We start from the raw sequence: 23,403 nt of genomic DNA, 5'->3' as shown, positions 1-23,403 counted from the left end.
TATATCACCAGCTTGGTGCGAAGAGAGGGACTTGAACCCTCACGTCCGTAAGAACACTAACACCTGAAGCTAGCGCGTCTACCAATTCCGCCACCTTCGCATTGATGCTGTGCAATATAAATCATGTGGTTATTTGGTGCGAAGAGAGGGACTTGAACCCTCACGTCCGTAAGGACACTAACACCTGAAGCTAGCGCGTCTACCAATTCCGCCACCTTCGCATACCAGATACATTACCGGAGTAACGTTACCACGGAGGCGAATTCTAGAGATTTTGGCGGGTACGTCAATAGTTATTTCCCCTGTTTGCGGGCGTTTGCTGGAAAAACGTCCGTTTTGGGTGACTGATAGCGTTCAAACAGCCAAATCAGCCAGTCAATCAACACCCTGACCCGTGGCGCAAGGAAACGGCCGGGGGGATACATGACGTAAATGGGCATCGGCGGTGGCGGGGTTTCTGCCAACACTTCGACCAATTCTCCTTTCTGCAGCCAGGGTGCCAGCGAATAATGCGCTGCCTGTATCAGCCCCATGCCGGCGCGGCAGCCGCTGGTGTAGGCATCAGCCCCGCTGACGCTCAGTTTGGCGGGCAATTCGCGCAATTCCACTTTGCCGTTGCGGCAAAACTCCAGCGGATAATCCCGGTTGCTGGTGAGGGAAAAATAACCTACCGCCTGGTGCTGCTGTAGCTGGTCAATCGACTGCGGCACGCCGAACGCCGCCAGGTAAGCAGGCGAGGCGCAGGTCAGCTGTGGCAACATGGCAATGCGGCGTGCCACCAGGCTGTCATCTTCGGTTTCCCAGGCACGCAGCACGCAATCTACTCCATCACGCAGTAAATCCACGTGGGTGTCGTTGGCACCCAATGCCAGGGTCAGATCCGGGTAGCGCCGGTAAAAGTCATCCAATGCCGGAATAACGATTTCGCGCGCCAGCGAATGGGGCATATCGATACGCACTTTGCCGGAGGGCTGCAGTTTTTGGTGGCTGAACAAGGTGTCCGCCTCTTCCAGCGCGCCCAGCAACTGTACGCAACGCTGGTAATAGAGGGTGCCTTCGCTGGTCACCTGTACCAGACGGGTGGTGCGCAGCAGCAGGCGCACACCGAGGCGCTGCTCCAGCCGCTTAACGGCATTGCTGACCGTGGCGCGGGGTAACTGCAGGCGTTCCGCCGCCCGACTGAAACTGCCCAGTTCGACGATACGGGTAAAAATGCGCATGGCCTGGATCTGATCCATCTTGCCCGCTCCGTATTGTTAGTGATTTATGAACAGTGATGAGCAATCTGCATTATTTATCTTTTTAGGCGAAACAACCAGACTCTGTTGCATCAGCATCTTCGCTGATAAAAACCGCAAGAGGGCAACACAATGCAACAACGCAAATTAGGTCCCACTGGCCCGCTGGTTTCCGCTCTGGGGTTGGGCTGCATGGGGATGAGTGATTTTTATTCGACCGCTCACGATGAACAAGAAGCTATCGCCACGCTGCACCGTGCGCTGGAGTTGGGCGTCACTCTGCTGGATACCGCCGACATGTACGGCCCGCATACCAACGAACAGCTGATTGGCAAAGCGATCAAGGGCAAGCGGCAGCAGGTCTTTCTGGCCACCAAGTTTGGCATTGTGCGCGATCCGGCCAACCCTGCAGCGCGGGGCGTCAGCAGCCGACCGGAGTACATCCGCCGATCGGTGGAGGGCAGCCTGAAGCGTCTCGGGGTCGAGGTGATTGATCTTTATTACCAGCACCGCGTCGATCCTGAAGTGCCGATTGAAGAGGTGGTAGGTACGATGGCGGACCTGATTAGCGAAGGAAAAATCCGTTATATCGGGCTAAGCGAAGCTTCGGTCGCCACGCTGGAGCGAGCGCATAAAGTCCACCCGATTACGGCGCTGCAAACTGAGTATTCATTGTGGACACGCGATGCCGAGCAGGGCGTATTGGCGGCCTGTGAACGCCTGGGCATTGGGTTTGTTCCCTATAGCCCGCTGGGGCGCGGTTTTCTGACCGGAGCGATCCAACGGCCGGAAGATCTGGACGCTGACGATTTCCGTCGCAGCAACCCGCGTTTTCAGGGGGAAAACTTTGCACGTAATCTGGCGCTGGTGGAAAAAGTGACCGAGCTGGCTAAGCAGAAAGGCGTTGCGCCGTCGCAGTTGGCGTTAGCCTGGGTGTTGGCGCAGGGTGAGCACATTGTCCCGATCCCTGGTACCAAACGCCGTCGCTATCTGGAAGAGAATATCGCAGCGGCCGAATTGACGCTCAGCGCTGCCGAACTGGCGGCCATTGAGGCGGTGTTCCCCCTGCAGGCCGCGGCAGGGGCACGCTACGGTGCGGAGTCGATGACCTATATCAACGGCTAATAAAAAGGGCGCAGCGTGTAAACGCTGCGCCCTGATACGGAGACGCGTTAGCGGGTCGCCGTTACTTCTTTTTCTTGGTATCGCGCGGCGCACGGGCTACGGTCGCCTGGTACACCTTGAAGCGGCCGTTTTGTGCCAGCACTTCATGGCTGCCGAAGGTGGCGTCCAGGATGTCCGGATACGGCAGGAAGGCGTTGGCCACGATGCGCAGACGGCCGCCGATCGGCAGGTGCTTCAACGCCCCGCGGATCAGGGTTTCTGCTGCGGTCAGGCTGGTTTGCAGGCCATCATGGAACGGCGGGTTGGAAATGATCAGGTCGAAACGGCCGGTAATGTCGGAATAGACGTTACTGACGATCACTTCGCCTTCAATGCCGTTGGCGGCAAGCGTAGCCCGGCTGGACTCCACGGCGGCGGCGTTGACGTCGCTGAGGGTCAGCTTCATCTTCGGCGACAGTTTGGACAGCACGGAAGCCATCACGCCGGCACCGCAGCCTACGTCCAGCACCTTGCCTTTCATGTGTTTTTCCAGGGTCGACAGCAGCAGTGAGCTGCCGACGTCCAGCCCGTCGCGGCTGAACACGCCCGGCAGGGTTTTCACTTCCAGATCGTGCAGCTGATAGCTTTCCCACCAGTCTTCCAGGTTGAATTCGGTCTGCGTATCCAGACGGCCGTGATACAGGCCACAGCGGCGGGCGCTGTCGATTTTCACCAGTGTGGCATAGTCTTCCACCATCTGGTCGGCACTGCGTACGCCGCTGCGGTTTTCACCGACCACGAACACTTCTGCGCCGACCGGCAGCAGCGCCAGAATGTTGCACAGTTGGAATTGCGCTTCCTGTTTGCTCTTCGGCCAATAGTAGATCAGCGTATCGCACTCGGCGACAAACGCAGCGTCCACGGTCAGCCCGAACTGCACGTTTTCGCCCATCGCCCGGTTCAGTAACTGCCAGTGATGGTACTGCTGGGTATGGACACGCACATCCGCGGCCTCGAATTGGGCCGGCAGGGCGTCCTGCAGGTCACCGGCAAACAGAACGCGGCGTTCGATAAACTCATCACTGTGGCGCAGCATGACTTCACTGGCGGGGGTTAATGCAGACATCAGGTTTTGGCTCCTAGAAATTAGACCGGGGATTATAGAGCTTTGTGGCGATATGTTCGACGGGTTTATGCCCAATAGCTTTCTGGCTCCAGCCAGGCGGGGATCGAGAGAGTTCCCGGGAGCTGAGATAACTCAGTGACTGGGATGAGCGAGGGAAGCCAACGCCGCTGCAGCCTGAAAGATGAAGGGGATGTTGGCGCAGTCCGCGCGGGTTTGTTAGCATAGCGCGGCGCATGGCAGGCATGGCGCACCACAACGGGTAGATCCTGACAGGAATCGGCATGGCATCAAAACGCGACTGGCTGTTACAACAACTGGGTATTACGCAGTGGACATTGCGCCGCCCGGGCGTGTTGCAGGGCGAAGTAGCGGTCAGCCTGCCGCCCGAAGTGCGTTTGCTGATCGTGGCGCAGGCACTGCCTGAGCATAACGATCCGCTGTTTTGCGACGTGTTGCGCAGCCTGGGGTTGACCCCGGCGCAAACCTACGGCCTGACGCCGGATCAGGTGGCGATGCTGCCTGAAGATACCGAATGCAACAGTTGGCGGTTGGGCGTTGCGGAGCCGCTCGCGGTGGCCGGCGCACAGCTACACAGCCCGGCGCTGGCCGAGCTTTCTCTCGATGCGGGTGCCAAACGCGCACTCTGGCAGCAGATTTGTCATCATGAACAGTATTTCTACCCTGACCGCGGCCGATCTGGCCACGGCCTTCAAGATTGAGCAAGCCAGTCACGCCTTTCCCTGGACGCAAGCCACCTTTTCCAGCAATCAGGGCGATCGTTATCTTAACCTGAAACTGGACGCCGACGGGCAGATGGCGGGCTTTGCCATTACCCAGATCGTGCTGGATGAGGCCACGCTGTTCAACATCGCCATTCACCCCGACTGGCAGCGTCGCGGCTTCGGCCGCCAGTTGCTGGAAGCCTTGATTGCGCAGTTGGAAACCCGCGGCGTGGTCACGTTGTGGCTGGAAGTGCGTGCCTCCAACCGTGCGGCGATTGCGTTGTATGAAGATCTCGGCTTTAACGAAGTGACCGTCCGCCGTAATTACTATCCGAGCGCCAATGGGCGTGAAGACGCCATCGTCATGGCGCTGCCGCTGGCTTAGCCGGTGTCTTGGTTTTAACTTCTTCCCGCCGGGAAAAGCATTGATTGTCACCGGTTGACAAATCAGCGAAAATGCCCGGCTATTATCTTTTATTTACCGCTTTGCCTGGCGCCGTGCGCGGCGCGTTCTGATGCTTTCGCAGGGCGGACTAACTGTAGAATCTGAAAAACATGTCTCCTAGTGAATTTGCCCGCGAAGTCTCGAAAAGAAGAACTTTCGCCATCATCTCGCACCCCGATGCCGGTAAAACCACCATTACCGAAAAGGTGTTGCTGTTCGGACAGGCGATCCAAACCGCCGGTACGGTAAAAGGCCGTGGCTCAAACCAGCACGCCAAATCCGACTGGATGGAAATGGAAAAGCAACGTGGTATCTCAATCACCACCTCGGTGATGCAGTTCCCGTATCGCGAATGCCTGGTTAACCTGCTGGATACCCCAGGGCACGAAGACTTCTCCGAAGATACTTATCGTACCCTGACCGCCGTCGATTGCTGCCTGATGGTGATCGACGCCGCGAAAGGGGTTGAAGATCGTACCCGTAAGCTGATGGAAGTAACCCGTCTGCGCGATACGCCGATCCTGACCTTTATGAACAAATTGGACCGCGATATCCGCGATCCGATGGAAGTGATGGACGAAGTCGAGCGTGAGTTGAAAATTGCCTGCTCGCCTATCACCTGGCCTATCGGCTGCGGCAAGCTGTTTAAAGGGGTTTATCATCTGTACAAGGATGAAACCTACCTCTACCAGACTGGTAAAGGCCACACCATTCAGGAAGTGCGCATTGTCAAAGGCCTGGATAACCCAGAGCTGGACGCCGCGGTGGGCGAAGATCTGGCCGCGCAGCTGCGTGAAGAGCTGGAGCTGGTGCAAGGCGCTTCGCACGAGTTCGATCATGAAGCCTTCCTGAGCGGCGATTTGACCCCGGTCTTCTTCGGTACCGCGCTGGGCAACTTCGGCGTGGATCATATGCTCGACGGTCTGGTCGCCTGGGCGCCGGCGCCGATGCCGCGCGATAGCAACACCCGTAAAGTGGTGGCTGCGGAAGAGAAATTCACCGGTTTCGTGTTCAAGATCCAGGCCAATATGGATCCAAAACACCGCGACCGCGTGGCCTTTATGCGCGTGGTGTCTGGCCGTTACGAAAAAGGCATGAAGCTGCGCCAGGTACGTACCGGTAAAGATGTGGTGATCTCCGACGCGCTGACCTTTATGGCGGGCGACCGTTCGCACGTGGAAGAAGCCTATCCGGGCGATATCATTGGCCTGCATAACCACGGCACCATTCAGATCGGCGATACCTTCACCCAGGGTGAAGACATGAAGTTCACCGGTATCCCGAACTTCGCACCTGAGCTGTTCCGCCGTATTCGTCTGCGCGATCCGTTGAAGCAAAAACAGCTGCTGAAGGGGCTGGTTCAGCTGTCCGAAGAAGGGGCGGTACAGGTCTTCCGTCCAATCGCCAACAACGACTTGATCGTGGGCGCGGTGGGTGTGCTGCAGTTCGACGTGGTAGTTGCGCGTCTGAAAAGCGAATACAACGTCGAAGCCTTGTACGAGTCGGTCAACGTCTCTACGGCGCGCTGGGTGGAATGCAGCGACGTGAAGAAATTCGAGGAGTTCAAGCGTAAGAACGAGCTTAACCTGGCGTTGGACGGCGGGGACAACCTGTCTTACATCGCGCCTACCATGGTTAACCTGAATCTGACGCAGGAACGCTATCCGGAAGTGGTGTTCCGCAAAACGCGCGAGCACTAACAGAACAGCAGGGCGCCTTAGGGCGCCCTGTGTTATATTGCGTCTCCCCATTCTGCTAATTAATAAATCTCCTTCACCAGTTTCGTCTCCCCCGCATCTGCCAGCATTTACCCGGTCTTTCCTGTTTTTTCTGTCATATGGTCTATATTTAATAGGGCATCATTTATCCAGCAAGCGTAATTCACTATTTTTTGCCACGATAATAGCGAGTTATTCGGTAGTGTTGCCAATAAGAGACAGTGTGATGTTATTAATATCAATAACATAGCTATAACCTTGATTTTACGGACAGGTGTTGTCGTCAATAGGCGACAGTTTTTAGTTCGATTATTAATCAGCTTTTATTTTGTTATTGATTTTTAATGATTTTTTAAAGTTGGCACAGCCGTTGCAATATTCCTGGTGTGGCAACAATCGTCTTAGCGTGAATGTTTGAACGTATAGAAATCGTGAAGTATTCACTGAGTGAGTCGCGTTATGGCGACTGAAGGGTCCGCAATCATTTTGGATCCATAACCAAAGGAAGAGATCGATGAAAAATACTAAATTTGCACAATCACTGATGGCTGTTGTTTTGGGTTCCGTTCTGGTTAGTGGCAGCGCGCTGGCTGAAGATACGCTGCTCAACAAAGCGTCGAGTGCCGCTGATAGCGCGGGTGCCAAAATCGATAGCTCCATGAAAAAAGTTGACGGCTACATGGATGACAGCGCAACAACGGCTAAAGTTAAAAGTGCGCTGGTGGATGACAAAACCATTACCAGCAGCGATATCTCGGTGAAAACGGAAAAAGGTACCGTCACCCTGAGCGGTTTTGTCGGCAGCCAGGCGCAAGCTGAGCATGCGGTTGAAGTGGCCGGTAAAGTTGAAGGCGTCAAATCCGTCAGCGACAAGCTGCACGTGAAAGACGAAAGCAAACAGTCCGTGAAGGCTTATGCCGGTGACACCGCGACCACCAGTGAACTGAAAGCCAAACTGCTGGCCGATGACATCGTGCCTTCACGCAACGTGAAAGTGGAAACCACTGATGGTGTGGTGCAGCTTTCCGGTGAAGTGAAAACTCAGGCCCAGTCTGAGCGTGCAGAAAGCATCGCCAAAGCGATCGACGGCGTGAAAAGCGTTAAAAACGACCTGGTAGTTAAGCCGTAAATTTTAGTACGAGCAACAATAAGCACCAAATCCTGGGTTGGCTGAAAGGTTAACCCAGGAAGCACCATCAAAAAAAGAAACTGACCGGCAACCTGGATGAGCCTGAAAAGGGCACAGGTTGCGATGTGTTTTTTCACTATGGTAAGGAGAAGCTTATGTTTCGTTGGGGCATTATCTTTTTAGTCATCGCACTGATTGCTGCTGCGTTAGGTTTCGGCTCTCTGGCGGGTACCGCCGCCTGGGCTGCAAAAATCGTCTTCGTCGTGGGGATCATTCTGTTCCTGGTCAGCCTGTTTACCGGCCGCCGACGTCCATAGGCTGCGTCCCGCAATAGGTCGTGGCGCCGTCGCAGACCCAAAAAGCCCGTAATCAAGGCGGAGGGTGATGAGCATAGTGGGCCTACGTTCAAGCCCGACAACGCGGAGTACGGGCTTTTTGGGGCGCGACCCGAAGGGCTGGGGCCATTTGAACGCGCCCCTGTGTTACGAGCCGTTTATTTGGCCCACCAAACCTCACGACCCGTGCCTTGTTGCGCGTCCAAATGACCGCCAGCGGAGCTCACGCACTATTACGGGACACAGCCTTGTTTCTCTCAAAGTGTAACAAAGCTTAATTCCTTTTCTCACCCCAGGGAGGTCAGTCATGAATAGCGACATCATCCTCGGACGCTGGAAACAGTTGAAGGGCCGGGTGTGTCAGGCATTGGCGGAGTGGTCCGACAATGACTGCATCTGGCTGATGGGAAGCAATGACTGCCTCTCTGGCATACTGCAAGAGGATTACGGAAGAGAGCAAGACGAGGTATCCTCGGGTAAAACGTCTCACTGAGGATGCAGGGTTGGGATACAGAATACCCATCACGCTCGGCAATATAGAACCGCTGGCGTATAAACCTTACCGGCCCGGCAAAATGGCGCTGGTATGTGAAGGGGGCGGGCAGCGCGGCATTTTTACCGCCGGCGTGCTGGACGAGTTTCAGCGTGCCCGCTTTAATCCTTTTGATCTGATGATCGGCACTTCTGCCGGCGCGCAAAATCTCTCGGCCTTTATTTGTGGCCAGATGGGCTATGCGCGGCGGGTGATCACCCGTTACACCACCTCCGCTGAATTCTTTAACCCGCTGCGCTTTGTGCGTGGCGGGCATTTGATCGATCTCGACTGGCTGATCGACACTACGTCGCAACAGCTGCCGCTGGCAATGGACGTGGCGGAAAAACACCTGATCGATGGCCGTGAATTCCTGATGTGCGCCTGCCGCAGCGATGACTTTGAACCCACTTACCTGCCGGCGCAGCGTGCCAGCTGGTTGCCGGCGATCAAGGCATCCAGCGCCATTCCGGGTTTTTACCGTATGGGCGTGGATTTGGACGGCGTCAGCTATCAGGACGGTGGCATCAGCGATGCGATCCCAGTCGAAGAGGCCTACCGACGCGGCGCGGACACTATCGTGGTGATCCGTACCGTGCCTTCGCAGATGTATTACACCCCGCAGTGGATGAAGCGCATGGAGCACTGGCTGAGCGAAAGCAGCCTGCAGCAGATGGTGCGCATCCTTCAACACCACGAACAAAGCTATCACCGCATTCAGCAATTCATTGAGAAGCCGCCCGGCAAGCTGCGCATCTTTGAAATTTTCCCGCCGAAGCCGCTGGCCAGCAATGCCTTGGGCAGCCGGCTGACCTCGCTCAATCAGGATTATCATCTGGGGCGTCGCTGCGGGCGCTATTTCCTGGCGACCGTCGGGCACTGGCTGGTCGAGCAGGACAAACTGGACGGTATGAAGGTGAAGAAAGCACTGTCGCGCCGTTTGATCCAGCCTGAGAATGTCGTTATGCCTTCGCCGATCATCACCGACGTGGCACACCCGCGCGAACTTTCCACGCAGCCGGAGCCCAATCTGGCCGCGAGAGAAATTATTCTGCCGGGTGACGTACCCCCGGGTGAAGGGGGGTTGCTGTGACCCCAGATTTCACCGATACCCACTGCCACTTCGATTTCCCGCCGTTCAGCGGACAGGAGCTTGAAAGCCTGGCGTTGGCCGAACGGGCGGGCGTACGGCGAATTATCGTGCCGACGGTGACCGCCGACCGCTTTGCGCGGGTGGTAAAACTGGCGCGCGACTATCCGCCGTTGTTCGCAGCCCTCGGGCTGCACCCGCTGTATATTGCCCAGCATCAGGAAGCGGAGCTTGAACAGTTGGCGGGTTTTCTGGCCAGCCGACCTCAGAAGCTGGTGGCGGTGGGGGAGATTGGTCTGGATCTGTATATGGAGAACCCGCAGTTCGAACGGCAACAGCGGGTATTGAAGGCCCAGTTGAAACTGGCTAAAGAACACGATCTGCCGGTGATCCTGCATTCCCGCCGCAGCCACGATCAGCTGGCGGCAATGCTGCGTCGTAGCGAAGTGCCACGCCGTGGCGTCGTACATGGTTTTGCCGGTAGCCTGTCGCAGGCGCAGGCGTTTATACGCCTGGGCTATTACATTGGCGTGGGGGGCACCATCAGCTATGAGCGGGCGCAGAAAACCCGTAGCGTGATGGCTCAATTGCCGTTGACCTCCTTGCTGTTGGAAACCGATGCGCCGGACATGCCGCTGGCCGGTTACCAGGGGCAGCCCAACCGCCCTGAACGTGCCGCCGAAGTTTTCCAGGAACTGTGCCGCTTGCGCCCCGAGTCAGCCGAGGATATTGCCGCCCAGTTGCAACACAACACTCACGCCCTGTTTACCCTTTAGGTGTCTAACCCGCCATAACTGTGATGATGCTCACGTTATAAGATTTTCATTTGCTTCCTGTTGTATGCATTTGTGACATAAATCGGTACGAGGGGTACCTCGCTCCGTATAATCGCTCCCCGAAATTACTCTAAAGCAACCCCGTGTTCCTCTCTGACAGGGATGCATTTCTTTTTCGCAACAGGGATACTTTGCATGCAACTCATCATGAGCCTGGTCGGCATGGCGGTGCTGATCGCCATTGCGGTGCTGCTCTCCAGCAACCGCCGCGCGATTAACCTGCGCACCGTTATTTGGGCATTTGTTCTTCAGGTCGCCATCGGCGCGCTGGTGCTGTACGTTCCAGTTGGTCGCGCGATTCTCGGCGGCATGTCGGCGGGCGTGGCTAACGTGATCGCCTACGGCAACCAGGGGATCTCCTTCATCTTCGGTGGCCTGGTTTCCGACAAGATGTTTGAAGTCTTCGGCGGCGGCGGTTTTGTGTTCGCGCTGCGCGTACTGCCGGTGATCGTGTTCTTCTCCTCGCTGATTGCGGTACTGTATTACCTCGGTATCATGCAATTGGTGATCCGCGTGTTGGGCGGTGGCTTGCAAAAGCTGCTGGGTACCTCACGGACCGAATCACTGTCGGCGACCGCTAATATTTTCGTCGGCCAAACCGAGGCCCCGCTGGTGGTGCGCCCGTATATCGCTACCATGACCCAGTCTGAGCTGTTTACCGTGATGTGCGGTGGCCTGGCCTCGGTAGCCGGTTCCGTATTGGCAGGTTATGCCCAGATGGGGGTGCCGCTGGAATATCTGATCGCCGCTTCATTTATGGCTGCACCGGGTGGCTTGCTGTTCGCCAAGCTGATGGTGCCGGAAACCGAAAAAACCCACGATAAAGACGACGCGATGAAATTGATCGCAGAAGATGAACGCCCGGCCAACGTGATCGATGCGGCTGCTTCAGGTGCGGCTTCCGGCATGCAGCTGGCGCTGAACGTCGGCGCGATGCTGTTGGCGTTTATCGCGTTGATCGCTTTGCTGAACGGCATTCTTGGCGGTGTCGGCGGCTGGTTCGATTATCCGCAGCTGTCGCTGGAACTGATACTTGGCTGGGTATTCTCACCGATCGCCTTCCTGATCGGCGTGCCTTGGCATGAAGCGATGGCGGCCGGCTCGTTTATTGGCCAGAAGATTATCGTTAACGAATTCGTCGCCTACATGAACTTCGGTGCTTACCTGCGTCCGGACGACGTGGTGGCGGCAGAAGGGCTGCAGGTGCTGTCGGCGCATACCAAGGCGATCATCTCCTTCGCGCTGTGCGGCTTTGCCAACCTGTCGTCGGTGGCGATCCTGCTCGGCGGTCTGGGCAGCATGGCGCCGAACCGTCGTCATGACATCGCGCGCTTCGGCCTGAAAGCCGTGGCTGCGGGTACGCTCTCCAACCTGATGAGTGCGACCATCGCCGGGTTCTTCCTGGCGCTGTAACCCCGGTCCTGTCCTGTGATAGCGCCGCGAGCCCTATTGCAGGACACCGCCTATACTCTAAGACGGGCGCAGCGTGCCGTGCCCGCGTCCGTTTCTTTAGCGAATTTGTGAACGATATCGCGTTATTTTGTGATGTTCTTCACATATAATTCCGGCCTGTTACAGTGTTATTTCATATAGTGTGACTCTGAGCGCGAATTGCCCCCGGCGATCGTGTTCAAATAGCTATTACTGACCCTGCGCGATGCGAAGGGTTATGTGCGGTGAGAAGGATCTCAGTTGCCGCGGTGGGAACCCGTTCCCCAGCGCTATCTTCAAGGAACCAAGTCCGCTCGCCAACACCCAGGTACTCAGTTGGAGAGTTTTATGACCGAATTAACCGCAGCAGCGCAACGTGCGCTGACCTTAATGGATTTGACCACGCTGAACGACGATGACACCGATGAAAAAGTGATCGCGCTGTGTCGTCAGGCCAATAGCCCGGCCGGCCATACGGCGGCCATCTGTATTTACCCGCGTTTTATCCCGGTGGCGCGCAAGGCTCTGCGTGAGCAGGGGACGCCGGACATCCGCATTGCGACCGTCACCAATTTCCCGCATGGCAACGACGATATTGAAATCGCGCTGGCGGAAACGCGCGCGGCTATCGCCTATGGTGCCGATGAGGTGGACGTGGTGTTCCCTTACCGCGCGCTGATCGCCGGTAACGAGCAGGTGGGTTATGAACTGGTCAAACAGTGCAAGCAGGCTTGCCAGGCCGCCAACGTGCTGTTGAAAGTGATCATTGAAACCGGTGAGCTCAAGCAGGCCAGCCTGATCCGTAAAGCATCGGAAATCGCCATCAACGCCGGTGCTGACTTTATCAAAACCTCTACCGGTAAAGTGCCGGTCAACGCGACGCTCGAAAGCGCCGAGCTGATGATGTCGGTGATCCGCGATCTTGGCGTTGCCAAAACGGTGGGCTTCAAGCCGGCCGGTGGCGTACGCACAGCGGAAGACGCGCTGCATTATCTGCAACTTGCCGATCGTATTCTGGGCGAAGGTTGGGCCGATGCGCGTCATTTCCGCTTCGGGGCTTCCAGTCTGTTAGCCAGCCTGCTGACGACGCTGGGCCACAGTGCCGGGCAGTCCGGCAGCGGTTACTGAACGATTACGTCGGCAAGGCGAGATAATCGCCGGCCTGCACTCTACTCTAGCTAAAACAGGGGGACGCTTTGTTCCTGGCCCAAGAAATTATCCGTAAGAAACGTGACGGTCAGCCGTTGAGCGAAGCAGAAATTCGCTTTTTCATCAATGGTATCCGTGACAACGTCGTTTCAGAAGGTCAAATTGCCGCGCTGGCGATGACCATTTATTTCCACGATATGACCATGCCGGAGCGCGTGGCGCTGACCATGGCAATGCGTGATTCCGGTACCGTGCTGGACTGGAAAAGCCTGTCACTGAACGGGCCACTGGTCGACAAGCACTCCACCGGCGGCGTGGGCGATGTCACTTCGCTGATGCTGGGCCCGATGGTGGCGGCTTGCGGCGGCTATGTGCCGATGATCTCAGGCCGTGGTTTGGGCCATACCGGCGGTACGCTGGACAAGCTGGAAGCGATCCCGGGCTTTAATATCTTCCCGGACGACAATGCCTTCCGCAAAATTATTCAGGACGTGGGCGTGGCGATTATCGGCCAAACCAGCTCGCTGGCACCGGCGGACAAACGCTTCTACGCGACCCGTGATATCACTGCTACCGTAGATTCCATTCCGCTGATCACCGCCTCTATTCTGGCGAAGAAGCTGGCGGAAGGCCTGGATGCGTTGGTGATGGACGTCAAAGTCGGTTCCGGTGCCTTTATGCCAACCTACGCACTGTCGGCCGATTTGGCGCAGGCGATTGTTGGCGTGGCCAACGGCGCCGGGTGCAAAACCACCGCGCTGCTGACCGACATGAACCAGGTGCTGGCCTCCAGCGCCGGTAACGCCGTGGAAGTTCGCGAAGCCGTGCGCTTCCTGACCGGCGAATACCGCAACCCGCGCCTGCTGGAAGTGACGATGGCGCTGTGCGTGGAAATGCTACTTTCCGGTGGCCTGGCGAAAGATGATGCCGATGCGCGTGCCAAACTGCAGGCAGTGCTGGACAATGGTAAAGCGGCAGAAGTGTTTGGCCGTATGGTCGCTGCACAGCAGGGCCCGACCGATTTCGTCGAGCGCTACGACAGCTATCTGCCTGCCGCAACCCTCAGCAAGCCGGTTTACGCTGAGAAAAAAGGTATCATCAGTGCAATGGATACCCGTGCACTGGGCATGGCGGTGGTGTCCCTGGGCGGCGGTCGCCGCCGTGCAACCGACAGCATCGACTACAGCGTGGGCCTGACTGAGATGGCGCGCCTGGGTGACAAAGTGGATACCCAGCAGCCGCTGGCGGTGATCCATGCCAACGACGAAGAGACTTGGCAGCAGGCGGCCGAAGCGGTACGCAGTGCGATGGTGCTGAGCGACAAAGCGCCGGAAGTGACGCCAGTAGTCTATAAGCGCATCACGGAATAATTAACGAATCAGGAGCGGCAGCGGCCTTTTCGCTGTCGCCCACAGCGTGAAAACACGCAGGAGAGCATGATGAAACGTACATTTATTATGGTATTAGACTCATTCGGTATTGGCGCGAGCGAAGATGCCGAGCGTTTTGGCGACAAGGGTTCCGACACTCTGGGTCACATCGCCGAGGTCTGCGCGCGCGGTGAAGCCAACGTTGGTCGTCAGGGCCCGTTGACGCTGCCTAACCTGAGCCGTCTGGGCCTGGGCAAGGCCGCGGAAGAATCCACCGGCACCTTCCCGCAAGGGTTGGATCGCAATGCGGACATCATCGGCGCCTATGCTTACGCCAGCGAACTCTCTTCCGGTAAAGATACGCCGTCAGGCCACTGGGAAATCGCCGGCGTGCCGGTACTGTTCGATTGGGGCTATTTCAGCGACGAACACAACAGCTTCCCGCAGGAGCTGCTGGACAAGCTGGTCGAGCGCGCTAACCTGCCGGGCTACCTCGGTAACTGCCACTCATCCGGCACCGTGATCCTCGACCAACTGGGCGAAGAGCACATGAAAACCGGCAAGCCGATTTTCTACACCTCTGCCGACTCGGTATTCCAGATCGCCTGCCACGAAGAGACCTTCGGCCTGGATCGTCTGTATGAACTCTGTGAAATCGCCCGTGAAGAGCTGACCGAAGGCGGTTACAACATTGGCCGCGTGATCGCTCGTCCATTCCTGGGCGACAAGCCGGGCAACTTCCAGCGTACCGGTAACCGTCACGATCTGGCCGTAGAGCCACCGGCGCCAACCGTGCTGAAAAAGCTGGTGGACGAGAAGGGCGGCGAAGTGGTGTCGATCGGTAAAATTGCCGATATCTACGCCAACGTGGGCATCACCAAAAAGGTCAAGGCTACCGGCATCGACGCGCTGTTCGACGCAACCGTGACCGAAATGGAAAAAGCCGGTGACAACACCATCGTGTTCACCAACTTCGTTGATTTTGACTCCTCTTACGGCCACCGCCGCGACGTTGCGGGCTATGCTGCGGCGCTGGAGCTGTTCGACCGCCGTCTGCCGGAGCTGCTGAAACTGGTGAAAGATGAAGATATCATTATCTTCACCGCTGACCACGGCTGCGACCCGACCTGGCCGGGCACCGACCACACCCGTGAGCATATTCCGGTCCTGATTTACGGTCCGAAAGTGAAACCAGGTTCGTTGGGCCACCGTGAAACCTTCGCCGACATCGGCCAGACAGTAGCCAGCTACTTTGGCGTGTCACCGATGGATTACGGTAAATCCATGCTCTAAGCCCCGTATTTCAAGCCGCAGCATTGTTGCTACGCGCCTGGCTGCAACTCGAAATTCAAGGCTTAGATGTTTGATGTTTTTATTAAATATGATTTCTGAAGGAAGATAATTATGGCTACGCCGCACATTAATGCTGAAATGGGTGATTTCGCTGACGTAGTACTGATGCCGGGCGATCCGCTGCGTGCAAAATACATCGCGGAAACTTTCCTGGAAGGCGCGGTGGAAGTGAACAACGTGCGTGGCATGCTGGGCTTCACCGGTACCTACAAGGGCCGCAGAATCTCCGTAATGGGCCACGGTATGGGTATCCCATCCTGCTCCATCTATGCGCGTGAACTGATTGCCGAATTCGGCGTGAAGAAAATCATCCGTGTGGGTTCTTGCGGCGCGGTGCGTGACGATATCAAACTGCGTGACGTGGTGATTGGTATGGGAGCTTGCACCGATTCAAAAGTAAACCGTCTGCGTTTCAAGGATCACGACTACGCGGCAATCGCCGACTTCGATATGGTGCGTAATGCCGTAGACGCGGCAGCAGCGCAGGGTATCCCGGCGCGTGTGGGCAACATCTTCTCCGCTGATCTGTTCTATACGCCGGATCCGGATATGTTCCAGGTGATGAAGAAGTACGGCATCCTGGGTGTGGAAATGGAAGCGGCCGGTATCTACGGCGTGGCGGCTGAGCTGTTCGAAGAATTCGGTTCCAAGGCACTGACCATTTGTACCGTCTCCGACCACATTCTGCGTCATGAAGCGACCACCGCTGCAGAGCGTCAAACCACCTTTAATGAAATGATCATTATCGCGCTGGAATCTGTGCTGCTGGGCGACAAAGCCTAATCATACTGCGGGCGCAGCGTTCTGCTGCGCCCCAGCCAATCTATTCATCGTGCTCCCCTCATTTTCTTGAAATGCTTTACCTTATAGGTAATTAGCGCTATTACTCTATTCATCAATCTATTCACTCCTCTATTCATCTATGACCAGCCTCGAGCAAGTTCTGCGTAAGGGGCCCGCCGCGTCGAAAGCACTCACCGATGCGCTGGGTATCAGCCAACCGACGCTGTCGCGCTGTATCCGTGTACTGGCGGAAGCGGTACTGGCTATGGGTAAAGGCCGAGCCACTCGCTATGCATTGCGCAGGGTTGTGGGGGGAGACGTATTTTCCGCTCTATCAGGTGGATGAGCAGGGCACAGCATGAGTTGATCAGCGAGGCATTCCGTAGTCTTGCCGACCAGATGTTGATGCAGGTTCAAGGGTTGAATGAACACATCCAGCGCATGGCTTAAAGCAAGCCTAGTGCATCTTCTCTTCTTTCTTATCTTCCGGCTTTTCGTCATCGTCATCTTCCACCGTATTGCCTTCCTCCAACGGCGTATTGGCGGTTAACAGGTACGGGGACTGCTGCCAGCGGCTGCGGCGGTGCTGCAACAGCGTACGGGCCAGGATGATGCCGATGGCCAGCGCCAGCAAAATCATCAGGCGCAGCAGGTTGGTGGTGTTATCCACCTGTTTGGATTCGGTCGCCAGCACGTGGGTGTCCAGCGTGATGCGGATAAAGCCGATCGGCCCGTCTTTGTTCTCAATGGGTTCAACCAGCTGATGATTGAAGTAGCTGCCGGCGCGTTTACCGTCAAGCGACAGGCGATCGCGTATACTTATCTGCTCACCGGCGTGGGAAACCAGGGAGCCGTCCAACTGATAGACGCTGGCGTCCAAAATGCGGCTGTGGTCGGTGAGCTGTTTGAGGATGGCGTCGATGCGTTGGTTGTCGACGTCGCTGTCGTCATCCATCAGGGGGGCCAGGCTGGATGCCACCTGTTTGGTCAGCGTTTGCGCCAGTTCTTCCACCTGTTCGGATCGCGCCAATTGGTGACTCAGGCTAAAATAGGAAGCGCCCTGCATCAACAGCACCAGCAAAGCCAGGCAAATCAGGATAATAGCGGTGCGGTGCAGGCGGAATTTCAGTTTAGCGCGGGCCATGCAGGTTCCTTGGGCATCTTGGACACTTTATGTTGCCAGAAGCAATGGCGATAGGATAGCTTGATGCGTCGTTTTATCATGCAGTGTTTTTTCAGGAGTTAAGGATGTCGAATAGTCTGACCTATTGCGATCTCCCGGCTGAGATCTCTCAATGGCCGGGTCTTCCCCTTTCGCTGAGCGGTGACGAAGTGATGCCGCTGGATTATCGGGCGGGTCATACCGGTTGGCTATTATATGGCAGAGAACTGAACAAAACGCGCATTACCGATTTCCAGCGCAAGCTGGGCGCGGCGATGGTGATCGTCACTGCCTGGTGCGTAGAGGATTATCAGGTGGTGCGTCTGGCGGGCACGCTGACGGCACGCGCCAAAACGCTGGCGGCGGAGAGCGGGCTGGACGTGGCGCCGCTGGGCAAGATCCCCCACCTGCGCACCCCCGGGTTGCTGGTGATGGATATGGACTCCACCGCGATTGAAATTGAATGCATCGACGAGATTGCCAAACTGGCGGGCGTCGGTGAGCAGGTGTCGGAAGTGACCGAACGCGCGATGCGCGGCGAGCTGGACTTTACCGCCAGCCTGCGTCAGCGCGTCGGTACGCTGAAAGGCGCCGATGCCAATATCCTCAAGCAGGTGCGTGACGAGCTGCCGCTGATGTCCGGGCTGACCAACCTGGTGCGCAAGCTGCAGGCGATGGACTGGCACGTGGCGATTGCCTCCGGCGGCTTCACCTACTATGCCGAGTATCTGCGTGACAGACTGAAGCTGGTGGCGGTGGTGGCTAACGAGCTGGAGATCCGCGACGGCAAGTTGACCGGCGAGGTGCTGGGACCGGTGGTGGACGCGCAGTTCAAAGCCGATACGCTGGTAGCGCTGGCGGAAAAACTGGGTATTCCACCGCAGCAAACTGTCGCCATCGGCGACGGCGCCAACGATTTGAAAATGATGCAGGTTGCCGGGTTGGGCATTGCCTATCACGCCAAACCGAAAGTGTATGAGAAGGCGCAGGTGTCGATTCGCCATGCCGATCTTATGGGCGTGCTGTGCGTGTTGACCGGCAGCCTGAAACACGAAGTACGCTAAAGTAGGCCCCTGACCCGGCGATGACGCCCGTCAGCGGCAATGTGGTAATAAAGCAGAGGTAATACGTGGCAAAAGCAGCAAAACGGGCGTTTGTATGTAATGAGTGCGGCGCAGATTATCCGCGCTGGCAGGGGCAGTGCAGCGCTTGCCACGCCTGGAACAGCATTACAGAAGTGCGTCTGGCTGCTGTGTCTTCCTCTTCTCGCAACGAGCGTCTGAGCGGCTACGCCGGCGATGCCGGTATCAGCAAGGTACAAAAGCTGTCGGACATCAGCCTGGAAGAGCTGCCGCGTTTTTCCACCGGTTTCCTCGAGTTTGACCGCGTGCTGGGCGGCGGGGTGGTTCCGGGCAGTGCGATCCTGATCGGCGGTAACCCCGGCGCAGGTAAAAGTACCTTGCTGCTGCAGGTGCTGTGCAAACTGTCCGAGCAGATGAAAACCCTGTACGTCACCGGTGAGGAATCACTGCAGCAGGTCGCGATGCGCGCCCATCGCCTCGGCTTGCCAACCGGCGGCCTGAATATGCTGTCGGAAACCAGCATCGAACAGATCTGCCTGATCGCCGAGCAGGAACAGCCGAAGCTGATGGTGATCGACTCCATTCAGGTGATGCACATGGCGGATATTCAATCTTCGCCGGGTAGCGTTGCGCAGGTACGTGAAACGGCGGCTTATCTGACGCGTTTCGCCAAGACGCGCGGCGTGGCGATTGTCATGGTCGGTCACGTCACCAAAGACGGTTCCCTGGCCGGGCCGAAAGTATTGGAACACTGCATCGACTGTTCGGTGCTGCTGGACGGCGACGCCGATTCACGTTTTCGTACCCTGCGCAGCCATAAAAACCGCTTTGGTGCGGTGAATGAGCTGGGCGTGTTCGCCATGACCGAGCAGGGCCTGCGTGAGGTCAGCAACCCGTCTGCCATCTTCCTCAGCCGTGGTGATGAGGTCACCTCCGGCAGTTCGGTGATGGTGGTTTGGGAAGGTACGCGGCCGTTGTTGGTGGAAATTCAGGCGCTGGTGGATCATTCCATGATGTCTAACCCGCGGCGAGTGGCGGTCGGCCTGGAGCAAAACCGATTGGCGATCCTGTTGGCGGTGCTGCATCGCCATGGCGGATTGCAGATGTCCGATCAGGACGTGTTCGTTAACGTGGTCGGTGGGGTGAAGGTCAGTGAAACCAGCGCCGATTTGGCGTTGCTGATGTCGCTGGTGTCCAGCCTGCGTGACCGCCCATTGCCGAATGATTTGGTGGTGTTTGGCGAAGTGGGGCTGGCGGGGGAGATCCGTCCGGTACCGAGCGGTCAGGAACGGATTTCCGAAGCGGCGAAACACGGCTTCAAGCGTGCCATCGTGCCGCACGCTAACGTGCCGAAAAAACCGCCGGCCAATATGCAGGTGTTTGGCGTGAAGAAACTGGCGGATGCGCTGGACGTGTTGGAACAGTTTTATTAATTGCCACGCGGTACGCAGATTATGCTATTTTGTTTAGCATACTAAACGGAGGGGCTATGCGGCAATTCGATTACCTGAAGGCGTCGATTAAGCAAAAGAACTGCACTCTGCAGCAGGTGGCGGATGCCAGTGGCATGACCAAAGGCTATCTTAGCCAGCTGTTAAACGACAAAATCAAAAGTCCGAGCGCCCAGAAGCTGGAGGCGCTGCACCGTTACCTTGGGCTTGAGTTCCCACGCCGTGAGAAAAAGGTCGGCGTGGTGTTTGGTAAATTTTACCCTCTGCACACCGGTCATATTTACCTGATCCAGCGAGCCTGTAGCCAGGTGGATGAGTTGCACGTGATCCTGTGTCACGATGAACCGCGCGATCGGGAGCTGTTCGACAACAGCTCGATGTCGCAACAGCCGACGGTCAGCGATCGTCTGCGCTGGCTGCTGCAAACCTTCAAGTATCAGAAAAACATTCATATTCACTCGTTTGACGAACAGGGTATCGAGCCCTATCCGCACGGCTGGAACGTGTGGAGTGACGGGGTGAAAGCTTTTCTGGAGCAAAAGGCCATAGTGCCGAGCTTTATCTATTCCAGTGAAGCACAGGATGCTCCGCGCTATCGCGAACATCTGGGCATTGAAACCATTCTGATCGATCCCGAACGTTCATTTATGAACATCAGCGGCCGCCAAATCCGCCAGGATCCGTTCCGCTATTGGGACTATATCCCGACCGAAGTGAAGCCGTTTTTTGTACGCACCGTAGCTATCCTCGGCGGTGAGTCGAGCGGGAAATCGACCCTGGTCAATAAGCTGGCGAACATCTTCAACACCACCAGCGCCTGGGAATATGGCCGCGACTACGTGTTCTCGCACCTCGGCGGGGATGAGATGGCGCTACAGTATTCCGACTATGACAAAATCGCCCTGGGCCAGGCGCAGTACGTCGATTTTGCGGTGAAATACGCCAATAAAGTGGCGTTTATCGATACCGACTTCGTGACCACTCAGGCGTTCTGCAAAAAGTACGAAGGGCGCGAGCACCCCTTTGTACAGGCGTTGATCGACGAGTACCGCTTTGATCTGGTGATCCTGCTGGAGAATAATACCCCATGGGTGGCGGATGGGTTGCGCAGCCTGGGCAATCCCAACGATCGCAAGGCATTCCAGTATTTGCTGGAAGAGATGCTGCGGGCCAACAACATTGAATACGTACACGTAGAGTCCAGCGATTACGACGAGCGCTTCCTGCGCTGCGTAGAACTGGTCAAACAGCTGCTGGCGGCCGATGCCAGCCGCCTGGTTGGCGTTGCAGTCTAAGCCTGCGGGGCGCAGGCTGCGCCCCGTCGGTTATCAGTAAACAATCACCAGTTTTCCCTGCATATGTCCGTCGAGCAGTTTTTGGTGCGCGGCGGTCAGCGTCGGCACCGTTAGCCCGTGCATCGTTTCGCTCAGGGTGGTGCTCAGCTTCCCTTCATCCAGCAGTTGCGCCACTTGCTTGAGGATCTCGCCCTGCTGAGCGATATCCGGCGTGTTGAACATACTGCGGGTAAACATCAATTCCCAGTGCAGCGCGGCGCTTTTCAGCTTCAGTGCGCTCTGGTCCAACGGCTGGGCGTTTTCCACGATGGTGCAGATATGGCCCATCGGCGCGATCAGATCGGAGATGGCTTGCCAGTGGCCGTCGGTATCGTTCAGGCACAGAATATAATCCACGTTCTCAATGCCCTGTTGCGCCAGGTTAGCTTTCAGATCGCGATAGTCCACCACCAGATCGGCACCCCGTTCCAGACACCAGGCCGCCGACTCGGGACGAGAGGCGGTCGCAATCACCTTCACCTGACTGCGCTGTGCCGCAAACGGGATCGCCAGCGAACCAACACCACCGGCGCCGCCGATGATCAACAGAGTTTTCCCCGGTGCCGCATCCTGAATTTTCAGATGTTCGAACAGTGCTTCCCAGGCAGTCAGTGCAGTCAGCGGCATGGCGGCAGACTCGGCCCAGTTCAGGCTGCGAGGCTTGTGAGCAGTAATACGTGAATCGATCAATTGTTGGGTGCTGTTGCTGCCCGGGCGAGTGATATCACCGGCGTACCAAACCTCATCGCCGGGTTTGAAGCCGCTGACGCTGCTGCCCACTTCAACCACGACGCCGCTGGCGTCCCAACCGAGAATGCGTGGCTGCTGCAGGCCGCTTTTTTGCAGGCCGGCATGGACCTTGGTATCCACCGGGTTGACCGACGCCGCTTTCACTTCCACCAACAGATCGTACTGACCCGGCGTGGGTTTTTCCGGGCTGATCTCTATGAAGGCGGCGGGGTTTTTCGGGTCTACGGCAATGGCTTTAATCGGCATGACTGTGCTCCTTTCGAATGAATAACCTCAGTGTAGACCTCTTGAGAGGGAGTGATAAGATGGACAATAACTAACTAAGTGTTCGTATGAGGTGAACAATGAGGTTTAAGCAGCTGCAGGATATGGCGCTGTTTGCGCTGGTGGCCGAGTGCGGCAGTTTTACCGCCGCCGCCAAACGCGCCGCTTTGCCGAAGTCCAGCGTCAGCCAGCGCATCAGCCAGTTGGAACAGACGCTGGGCCTGCGCTTGCTGAACCGTACCACCCGCCAGCTCAACCTGACCTTTGCCGGCGAACGCTATCTGGAACACTGCCAGGAGATGCTGAATGCTGCCGAACGCGCCGATTTTGCGCTGCAACGGCTGCGTGACAACCCGAGTGGTCGGTTGCGCATCTCAACCCCTGCCGGGCTGGGGGCGACGTTGCTGGCGCGGCTGGCGGCGGATTTTCAGCGCCAATACCCGGACGTGTCACTGGAGGTGTCGGTATCCGATGCGATGGTGGATATGGTGCAAGACGGATTTGACGCCGCATTACGCACCGGCAAACCGCAGGACTCCTCGCTGATTGGCCGGCGTTTGGGGCATGCGCCGCGCTATTTGCTGGCATCGTCGGCATATCTGGCGCAGTACCCGCCGATCCTGCATCCGCAACAGTTGCAGCAGCACCGCTGCATCGCGCATCGTTCCTGGCCCGCATGGAATCTGCGCCGGGGCGATGAGTATTTTCGCTGGCAACTGCCGACGCTGCATATCACCGATAATCTGCTGTACGCGCGCGAATGTGCGATTTACGGCGCGGGTATTACTTTGTTGCCGGCATTTCTCAGCCGCGAGGTAGTGGCGCAAAAACAGCTGGTGGAGGTGTTGCCGGAATGGCAGGCGGAAGGCAATGAACTCTATCTGGTTTATCCCAGTCGCAAGCTCAATTCCCCGGCGCTCGCCTGTTTTATTGACGTGGTGTTGCAACACCCGGTATTTGACGATTATGCCCGCGAACTGGCGCGGGAATAAAAAAAGG

Annotated in this window: 23 protein-coding genes and 2 tRNA genes; 19 read left to right on the top strand and 6 right to left on the bottom strand. The window is 57.0% G+C overall.

Features of this window, described 5'->3' with window-relative positions; translation table 11 throughout:
- Positions 1 to 13: 13 nt before the first annotated feature.
- From ACMGG1_RS21300 to ACMGG1_RS21290, 3 genes are all read right to left on the bottom strand, one after another.
- Positions 14 to 100, bottom strand: a tRNA-Leu gene (locus tag ACMGG1_RS21300).
- A 34-nt stretch (positions 101 to 134) separates the two neighbouring features.
- A tRNA-Leu gene (locus ACMGG1_RS21295) sits at positions 135 to 221 on the bottom strand.
- A gap of 72 nt (positions 222 to 293) precedes the next feature.
- Positions 294 to 1,238 (bottom strand): LysR family transcriptional regulator, encoded by a 945-nt coding sequence (locus tag ACMGG1_RS21290; RefSeq protein WP_130016152.1) that lies wholly within the window; start codon positions 1,236 to 1,238, stop codon positions 294 to 296.
- Positions 1,239 to 1,370: 132 nt separating this feature from the next.
- Here ACMGG1_RS21290 and ACMGG1_RS21285 point away from each other — a divergent pair, with 132 nt between their 5' ends.
- Positions 1,371 to 2,363: an aldo/keto reductase gene (locus ACMGG1_RS21285; RefSeq protein ID WP_046374564.1), complete on the top strand. Its 993-nt coding sequence runs from the start codon at positions 1,371 to 1,373 to the stop codon at positions 2,361 to 2,363.
- A 61-nt stretch (positions 2,364 to 2,424) separates the two neighbouring features.
- On the opposite strand, the gene rsmC is transcribed toward ACMGG1_RS21285, so the two are convergent.
- On the bottom strand, positions 2,425 to 3,468 hold the full coding sequence (gene rsmC / locus ACMGG1_RS21280) for a 16S rRNA (guanine(1207)-N(2))-methyltransferase RsmC (protein WP_046374563.1): 1,044 nt from the start codon (positions 3,466 to 3,468) through the stop codon (positions 2,425 to 2,427).
- A 281-nt stretch (positions 3,469 to 3,749) separates the two neighbouring features.
- On the opposite strand from rsmC, the gene ACMGG1_RS21275 reads away from it, so the two are divergent.
- From ACMGG1_RS21275 to ACMGG1_RS21210, 14 genes are all read left to right on the top strand, one after another.
- Complete coding sequence (locus tag ACMGG1_RS21275) at positions 3,750 to 4,187, top strand: DNA polymerase III subunit psi (RefSeq protein ID WP_020825107.1); 438 nt, start codon at positions 3,750 to 3,752, stop codon at positions 4,185 to 4,187.
- Entirely contained in the window at positions 4,132 to 4,575 is a 444-nt protein-coding gene (gene rimI / locus ACMGG1_RS21270; RefSeq protein WP_020825108.1) for a ribosomal protein S18-alanine N-acetyltransferase, read from the top strand. Before ACMGG1_RS21275 ends, rimI begins: the two co-directional genes overlap by 56 nt.
- 170 nt (positions 4,576 to 4,745) lie before the next feature.
- Positions 4,746 to 6,335, top strand: a complete 1,590-nt coding sequence (gene prfC, locus ACMGG1_RS21265; RefSeq protein WP_020825109.1) for a peptide chain release factor 3 — start codon at positions 4,746 to 4,748, stop codon at positions 6,333 to 6,335.
- A gap of 532 nt (positions 6,336 to 6,867) precedes the next feature.
- On the top strand, positions 6,868 to 7,482 hold the full coding sequence (osmY, locus tag ACMGG1_RS21260; RefSeq protein WP_020825110.1) for a molecular chaperone OsmY: 615 nt from the start codon (positions 6,868 to 6,870) through the stop codon (positions 7,480 to 7,482).
- Positions 7,483 to 7,637: 155 nt separating this feature from the next.
- Entirely contained in the window at positions 7,638 to 7,799 is a 162-nt protein-coding gene (locus ACMGG1_RS21255) for a DUF1328 domain-containing protein (RefSeq protein ID WP_004857650.1), read from the top strand.
- Positions 7,800 to 8,124: 325 nt separating this feature from the next.
- Positions 8,125 to 8,310: a CsbD family protein gene (locus tag ACMGG1_RS21250; protein ID WP_020825111.1), complete on the top strand. Its 186-nt coding sequence runs from the start codon at positions 8,125 to 8,127 to the stop codon at positions 8,308 to 8,310.
- A gap of 10 nt (positions 8,311 to 8,320) precedes the next feature.
- Positions 8,321 to 9,442, top strand: coding sequence for a patatin family protein (locus ACMGG1_RS21245; RefSeq protein WP_041414172.1), 1,122 nt, complete (start codon positions 8,321 to 8,323; stop codon positions 9,440 to 9,442).
- The gene (locus ACMGG1_RS21240) at positions 9,439 to 10,215 is read left to right on the top strand and encodes a TatD family hydrolase (protein ID WP_115060173.1); all 777 of its coding nucleotides are present in this window, start codon (positions 9,439 to 9,441) and stop codon (positions 10,213 to 10,215) included. The genes ACMGG1_RS21245 and ACMGG1_RS21240 overlap by 4 nt, the downstream gene beginning before the upstream one ends.
- A gap of 195 nt (positions 10,216 to 10,410) precedes the next feature.
- A complete protein-coding gene (locus ACMGG1_RS21235; protein WP_048762894.1) occupies positions 10,411 to 11,688 on the top strand; it encodes a NupC/NupG family nucleoside CNT transporter in 1,278 nt (425 codons plus the stop codon).
- A 366-nt stretch (positions 11,689 to 12,054) separates the two neighbouring features.
- The gene (gene deoC / locus ACMGG1_RS21230; protein ID WP_142815995.1) at positions 12,055 to 12,834 is read left to right on the top strand and encodes a deoxyribose-phosphate aldolase; all 780 of its coding nucleotides are present in this window, start codon (positions 12,055 to 12,057) and stop codon (positions 12,832 to 12,834) included.
- A gap of 68 nt (positions 12,835 to 12,902) precedes the next feature.
- Positions 12,903 to 14,225: a thymidine phosphorylase gene (deoA, locus tag ACMGG1_RS21225; RefSeq protein ID WP_046374560.1), complete on the top strand. Its 1,323-nt coding sequence runs from the start codon at positions 12,903 to 12,905 to the stop codon at positions 14,223 to 14,225.
- Positions 14,226 to 14,294: 69 nt separating this feature from the next.
- A complete protein-coding gene (gene deoB, locus ACMGG1_RS21220; protein WP_020825117.1) occupies positions 14,295 to 15,518 on the top strand; it encodes a phosphopentomutase in 1,224 nt (407 codons plus the stop codon).
- A 111-nt stretch (positions 15,519 to 15,629) separates the two neighbouring features.
- Positions 15,630 to 16,361, top strand: coding sequence for a purine-nucleoside phosphorylase (deoD, locus tag ACMGG1_RS21215; RefSeq protein WP_020825118.1), 732 nt, complete (start codon positions 15,630 to 15,632; stop codon positions 16,359 to 16,361).
- Positions 16,362 to 16,500: 139 nt separating this feature from the next.
- Complete coding sequence (locus ACMGG1_RS21210) at positions 16,501 to 16,707, top strand: hypothetical protein (RefSeq protein ID WP_262255825.1); 207 nt, start codon at positions 16,501 to 16,503, stop codon at positions 16,705 to 16,707.
- 111 nt (positions 16,708 to 16,818) lie between these two features.
- On the opposite strand, the gene ACMGG1_RS21205 is transcribed toward ACMGG1_RS21210, so the two are convergent.
- The gene (locus ACMGG1_RS21205) at positions 16,819 to 17,505 is read right to left on the bottom strand and encodes a YtjB family periplasmic protein (protein WP_262255824.1); all 687 of its coding nucleotides are present in this window, start codon (positions 17,503 to 17,505) and stop codon (positions 16,819 to 16,821) included.
- Positions 17,506 to 17,609: 104 nt separating this feature from the next.
- Here ACMGG1_RS21205 and serB point away from each other — a divergent pair, with 104 nt between their 5' ends.
- The 3 genes from serB to nadR all read left to right on the top strand — a co-directional run bounded on the left by serB (position 17,610) and on the right by nadR (position 21,351).
- Positions 17,610 to 18,587 carry a phosphoserine phosphatase gene (gene serB, locus ACMGG1_RS21200; protein WP_020825122.1) on the top strand — a complete coding sequence of 326 codons (978 nt, stop codon included), beginning with the start codon at positions 17,610 to 17,612 and terminating at the stop codon, positions 18,585 to 18,587.
- 65 nt (positions 18,588 to 18,652) lie between these two features.
- Positions 18,653 to 20,038 carry a DNA repair protein RadA gene (radA, locus tag ACMGG1_RS21195; protein ID WP_020825123.1) on the top strand — a complete coding sequence of 462 codons (1,386 nt, stop codon included), beginning with the start codon at positions 18,653 to 18,655 and terminating at the stop codon, positions 20,036 to 20,038.
- Between the two features lie 56 nt (positions 20,039 to 20,094).
- Positions 20,095 to 21,351 (top strand): multifunctional transcriptional regulator/nicotinamide-nucleotide adenylyltransferase/ribosylnicotinamide kinase NadR, encoded by a 1,257-nt coding sequence (gene nadR / locus ACMGG1_RS21190; protein WP_020825124.1) that lies wholly within the window; start codon positions 20,095 to 20,097, stop codon positions 21,349 to 21,351.
- Between the two features lie 33 nt (positions 21,352 to 21,384).
- Here nadR and ACMGG1_RS21185 read toward each other — a convergent pair whose 3' ends face one another.
- Positions 21,385 to 22,386 carry a zinc-binding alcohol dehydrogenase family protein gene (locus ACMGG1_RS21185; RefSeq protein ID WP_260629326.1) on the bottom strand — a complete coding sequence of 334 codons (1,002 nt, stop codon included), beginning with the start codon at positions 22,384 to 22,386 and terminating at the stop codon, positions 21,385 to 21,387.
- Between the two features lie 98 nt (positions 22,387 to 22,484).
- Between ACMGG1_RS21185 and ACMGG1_RS21180 the strand changes: the two genes are divergently transcribed.
- Entirely contained in the window at positions 22,485 to 23,396 is a 912-nt protein-coding gene (locus ACMGG1_RS21180) for a LysR family transcriptional regulator (RefSeq protein ID WP_020825126.1), read from the top strand.
- The last annotated feature ends 7 nt before the right edge of the window (positions 23,397 to 23,403 follow it).

The sequence above is a fragment of the Serratia sp. BNK-12 genome, assembly GCF_047456085.1.
Classification (GTDB): domain Bacteria; phylum Pseudomonadota; class Gammaproteobacteria; order Enterobacterales; family Enterobacteriaceae; genus Serratia; species Serratia liquefaciens.
This window is presented reverse-complemented; position numbering and strand designations above follow the sequence as displayed.

Bases quoted from the DNA above. Each gene is read 5' to 3' on its own strand.
- rimI (WP_020825108.1), top strand. From the start codon at position 4,132: ATGAACAGTATTTCTACCCTGACCGCGGCCGATCTGGCCACGGCCTTC.
- nadR (WP_020825124.1), top strand. From the start codon at position 20,095: ATGCGGCAATTCGATTACCTGAAGGCGTCGATTAAGCAAAAGAACTGC.
- ACMGG1_RS21285 (WP_046374564.1), top strand. From the start codon at position 1,371: ATGCAACAACGCAAATTAGGTCCCACTGGCCCGCTGGTTTCCGCTCTG.
- ACMGG1_RS21250 (WP_020825111.1), top strand. From the start codon at position 8,125: ATGAATAGCGACATCATCCTCGGACGCTGGAAACAGTTGAAGGGCCGG.
- serB (WP_020825122.1), top strand. From the start codon at position 17,610: ATGTCGAATAGTCTGACCTATTGCGATCTCCCGGCTGAGATCTCTCAA.
- ACMGG1_RS21185 (WP_260629326.1), bottom strand. From the start codon at position 22,386: ATGCCGATTAAAGCCATTGCCGTAGACCCGAAAAACCCCGCCGCCTTC.
- deoB (WP_020825117.1), top strand. From the start codon at position 14,295: ATGAAACGTACATTTATTATGGTATTAGACTCATTCGGTATTGGCGCG.
- rsmC (WP_046374563.1), bottom strand. From the start codon at position 3,468: ATGTCTGCATTAACCCCCGCCAGTGAAGTCATGCTGCGCCACAGTGAT.
- ACMGG1_RS21290 (WP_130016152.1), bottom strand. From the start codon at position 1,238: ATGGATCAGATCCAGGCCATGCGCATTTTTACCCGTATCGTCGAACTG.
- ACMGG1_RS21235 (WP_048762894.1), top strand. From the start codon at position 10,411: ATGCAACTCATCATGAGCCTGGTCGGCATGGCGGTGCTGATCGCCATT.
- osmY (WP_020825110.1), top strand. From the start codon at position 6,868: ATGAAAAATACTAAATTTGCACAATCACTGATGGCTGTTGTTTTGGGT.
- ACMGG1_RS21210 (WP_262255825.1), top strand. From the start codon at position 16,501: ATGACCAGCCTCGAGCAAGTTCTGCGTAAGGGGCCCGCCGCGTCGAAA.
- ACMGG1_RS21255 (WP_004857650.1), top strand. From the start codon at position 7,638: ATGTTTCGTTGGGGCATTATCTTTTTAGTCATCGCACTGATTGCTGCT.
- ACMGG1_RS21275 (WP_020825107.1), top strand. From the start codon at position 3,750: ATGGCATCAAAACGCGACTGGCTGTTACAACAACTGGGTATTACGCAG.
- ACMGG1_RS21180 (WP_020825126.1), top strand. From the start codon at position 22,485: ATGAGGTTTAAGCAGCTGCAGGATATGGCGCTGTTTGCGCTGGTGGCC.
- deoC (WP_142815995.1), top strand. From the start codon at position 12,055: ATGACCGAATTAACCGCAGCAGCGCAACGTGCGCTGACCTTAATGGAT.
- prfC (WP_020825109.1), top strand. From the start codon at position 4,746: ATGTCTCCTAGTGAATTTGCCCGCGAAGTCTCGAAAAGAAGAACTTTC.
- ACMGG1_RS21205 (WP_262255824.1), bottom strand. From the start codon at position 17,505: ATGGCCCGCGCTAAACTGAAATTCCGCCTGCACCGCACCGCTATTATC.
- deoD (WP_020825118.1), top strand. From the start codon at position 15,630: ATGGCTACGCCGCACATTAATGCTGAAATGGGTGATTTCGCTGACGTA.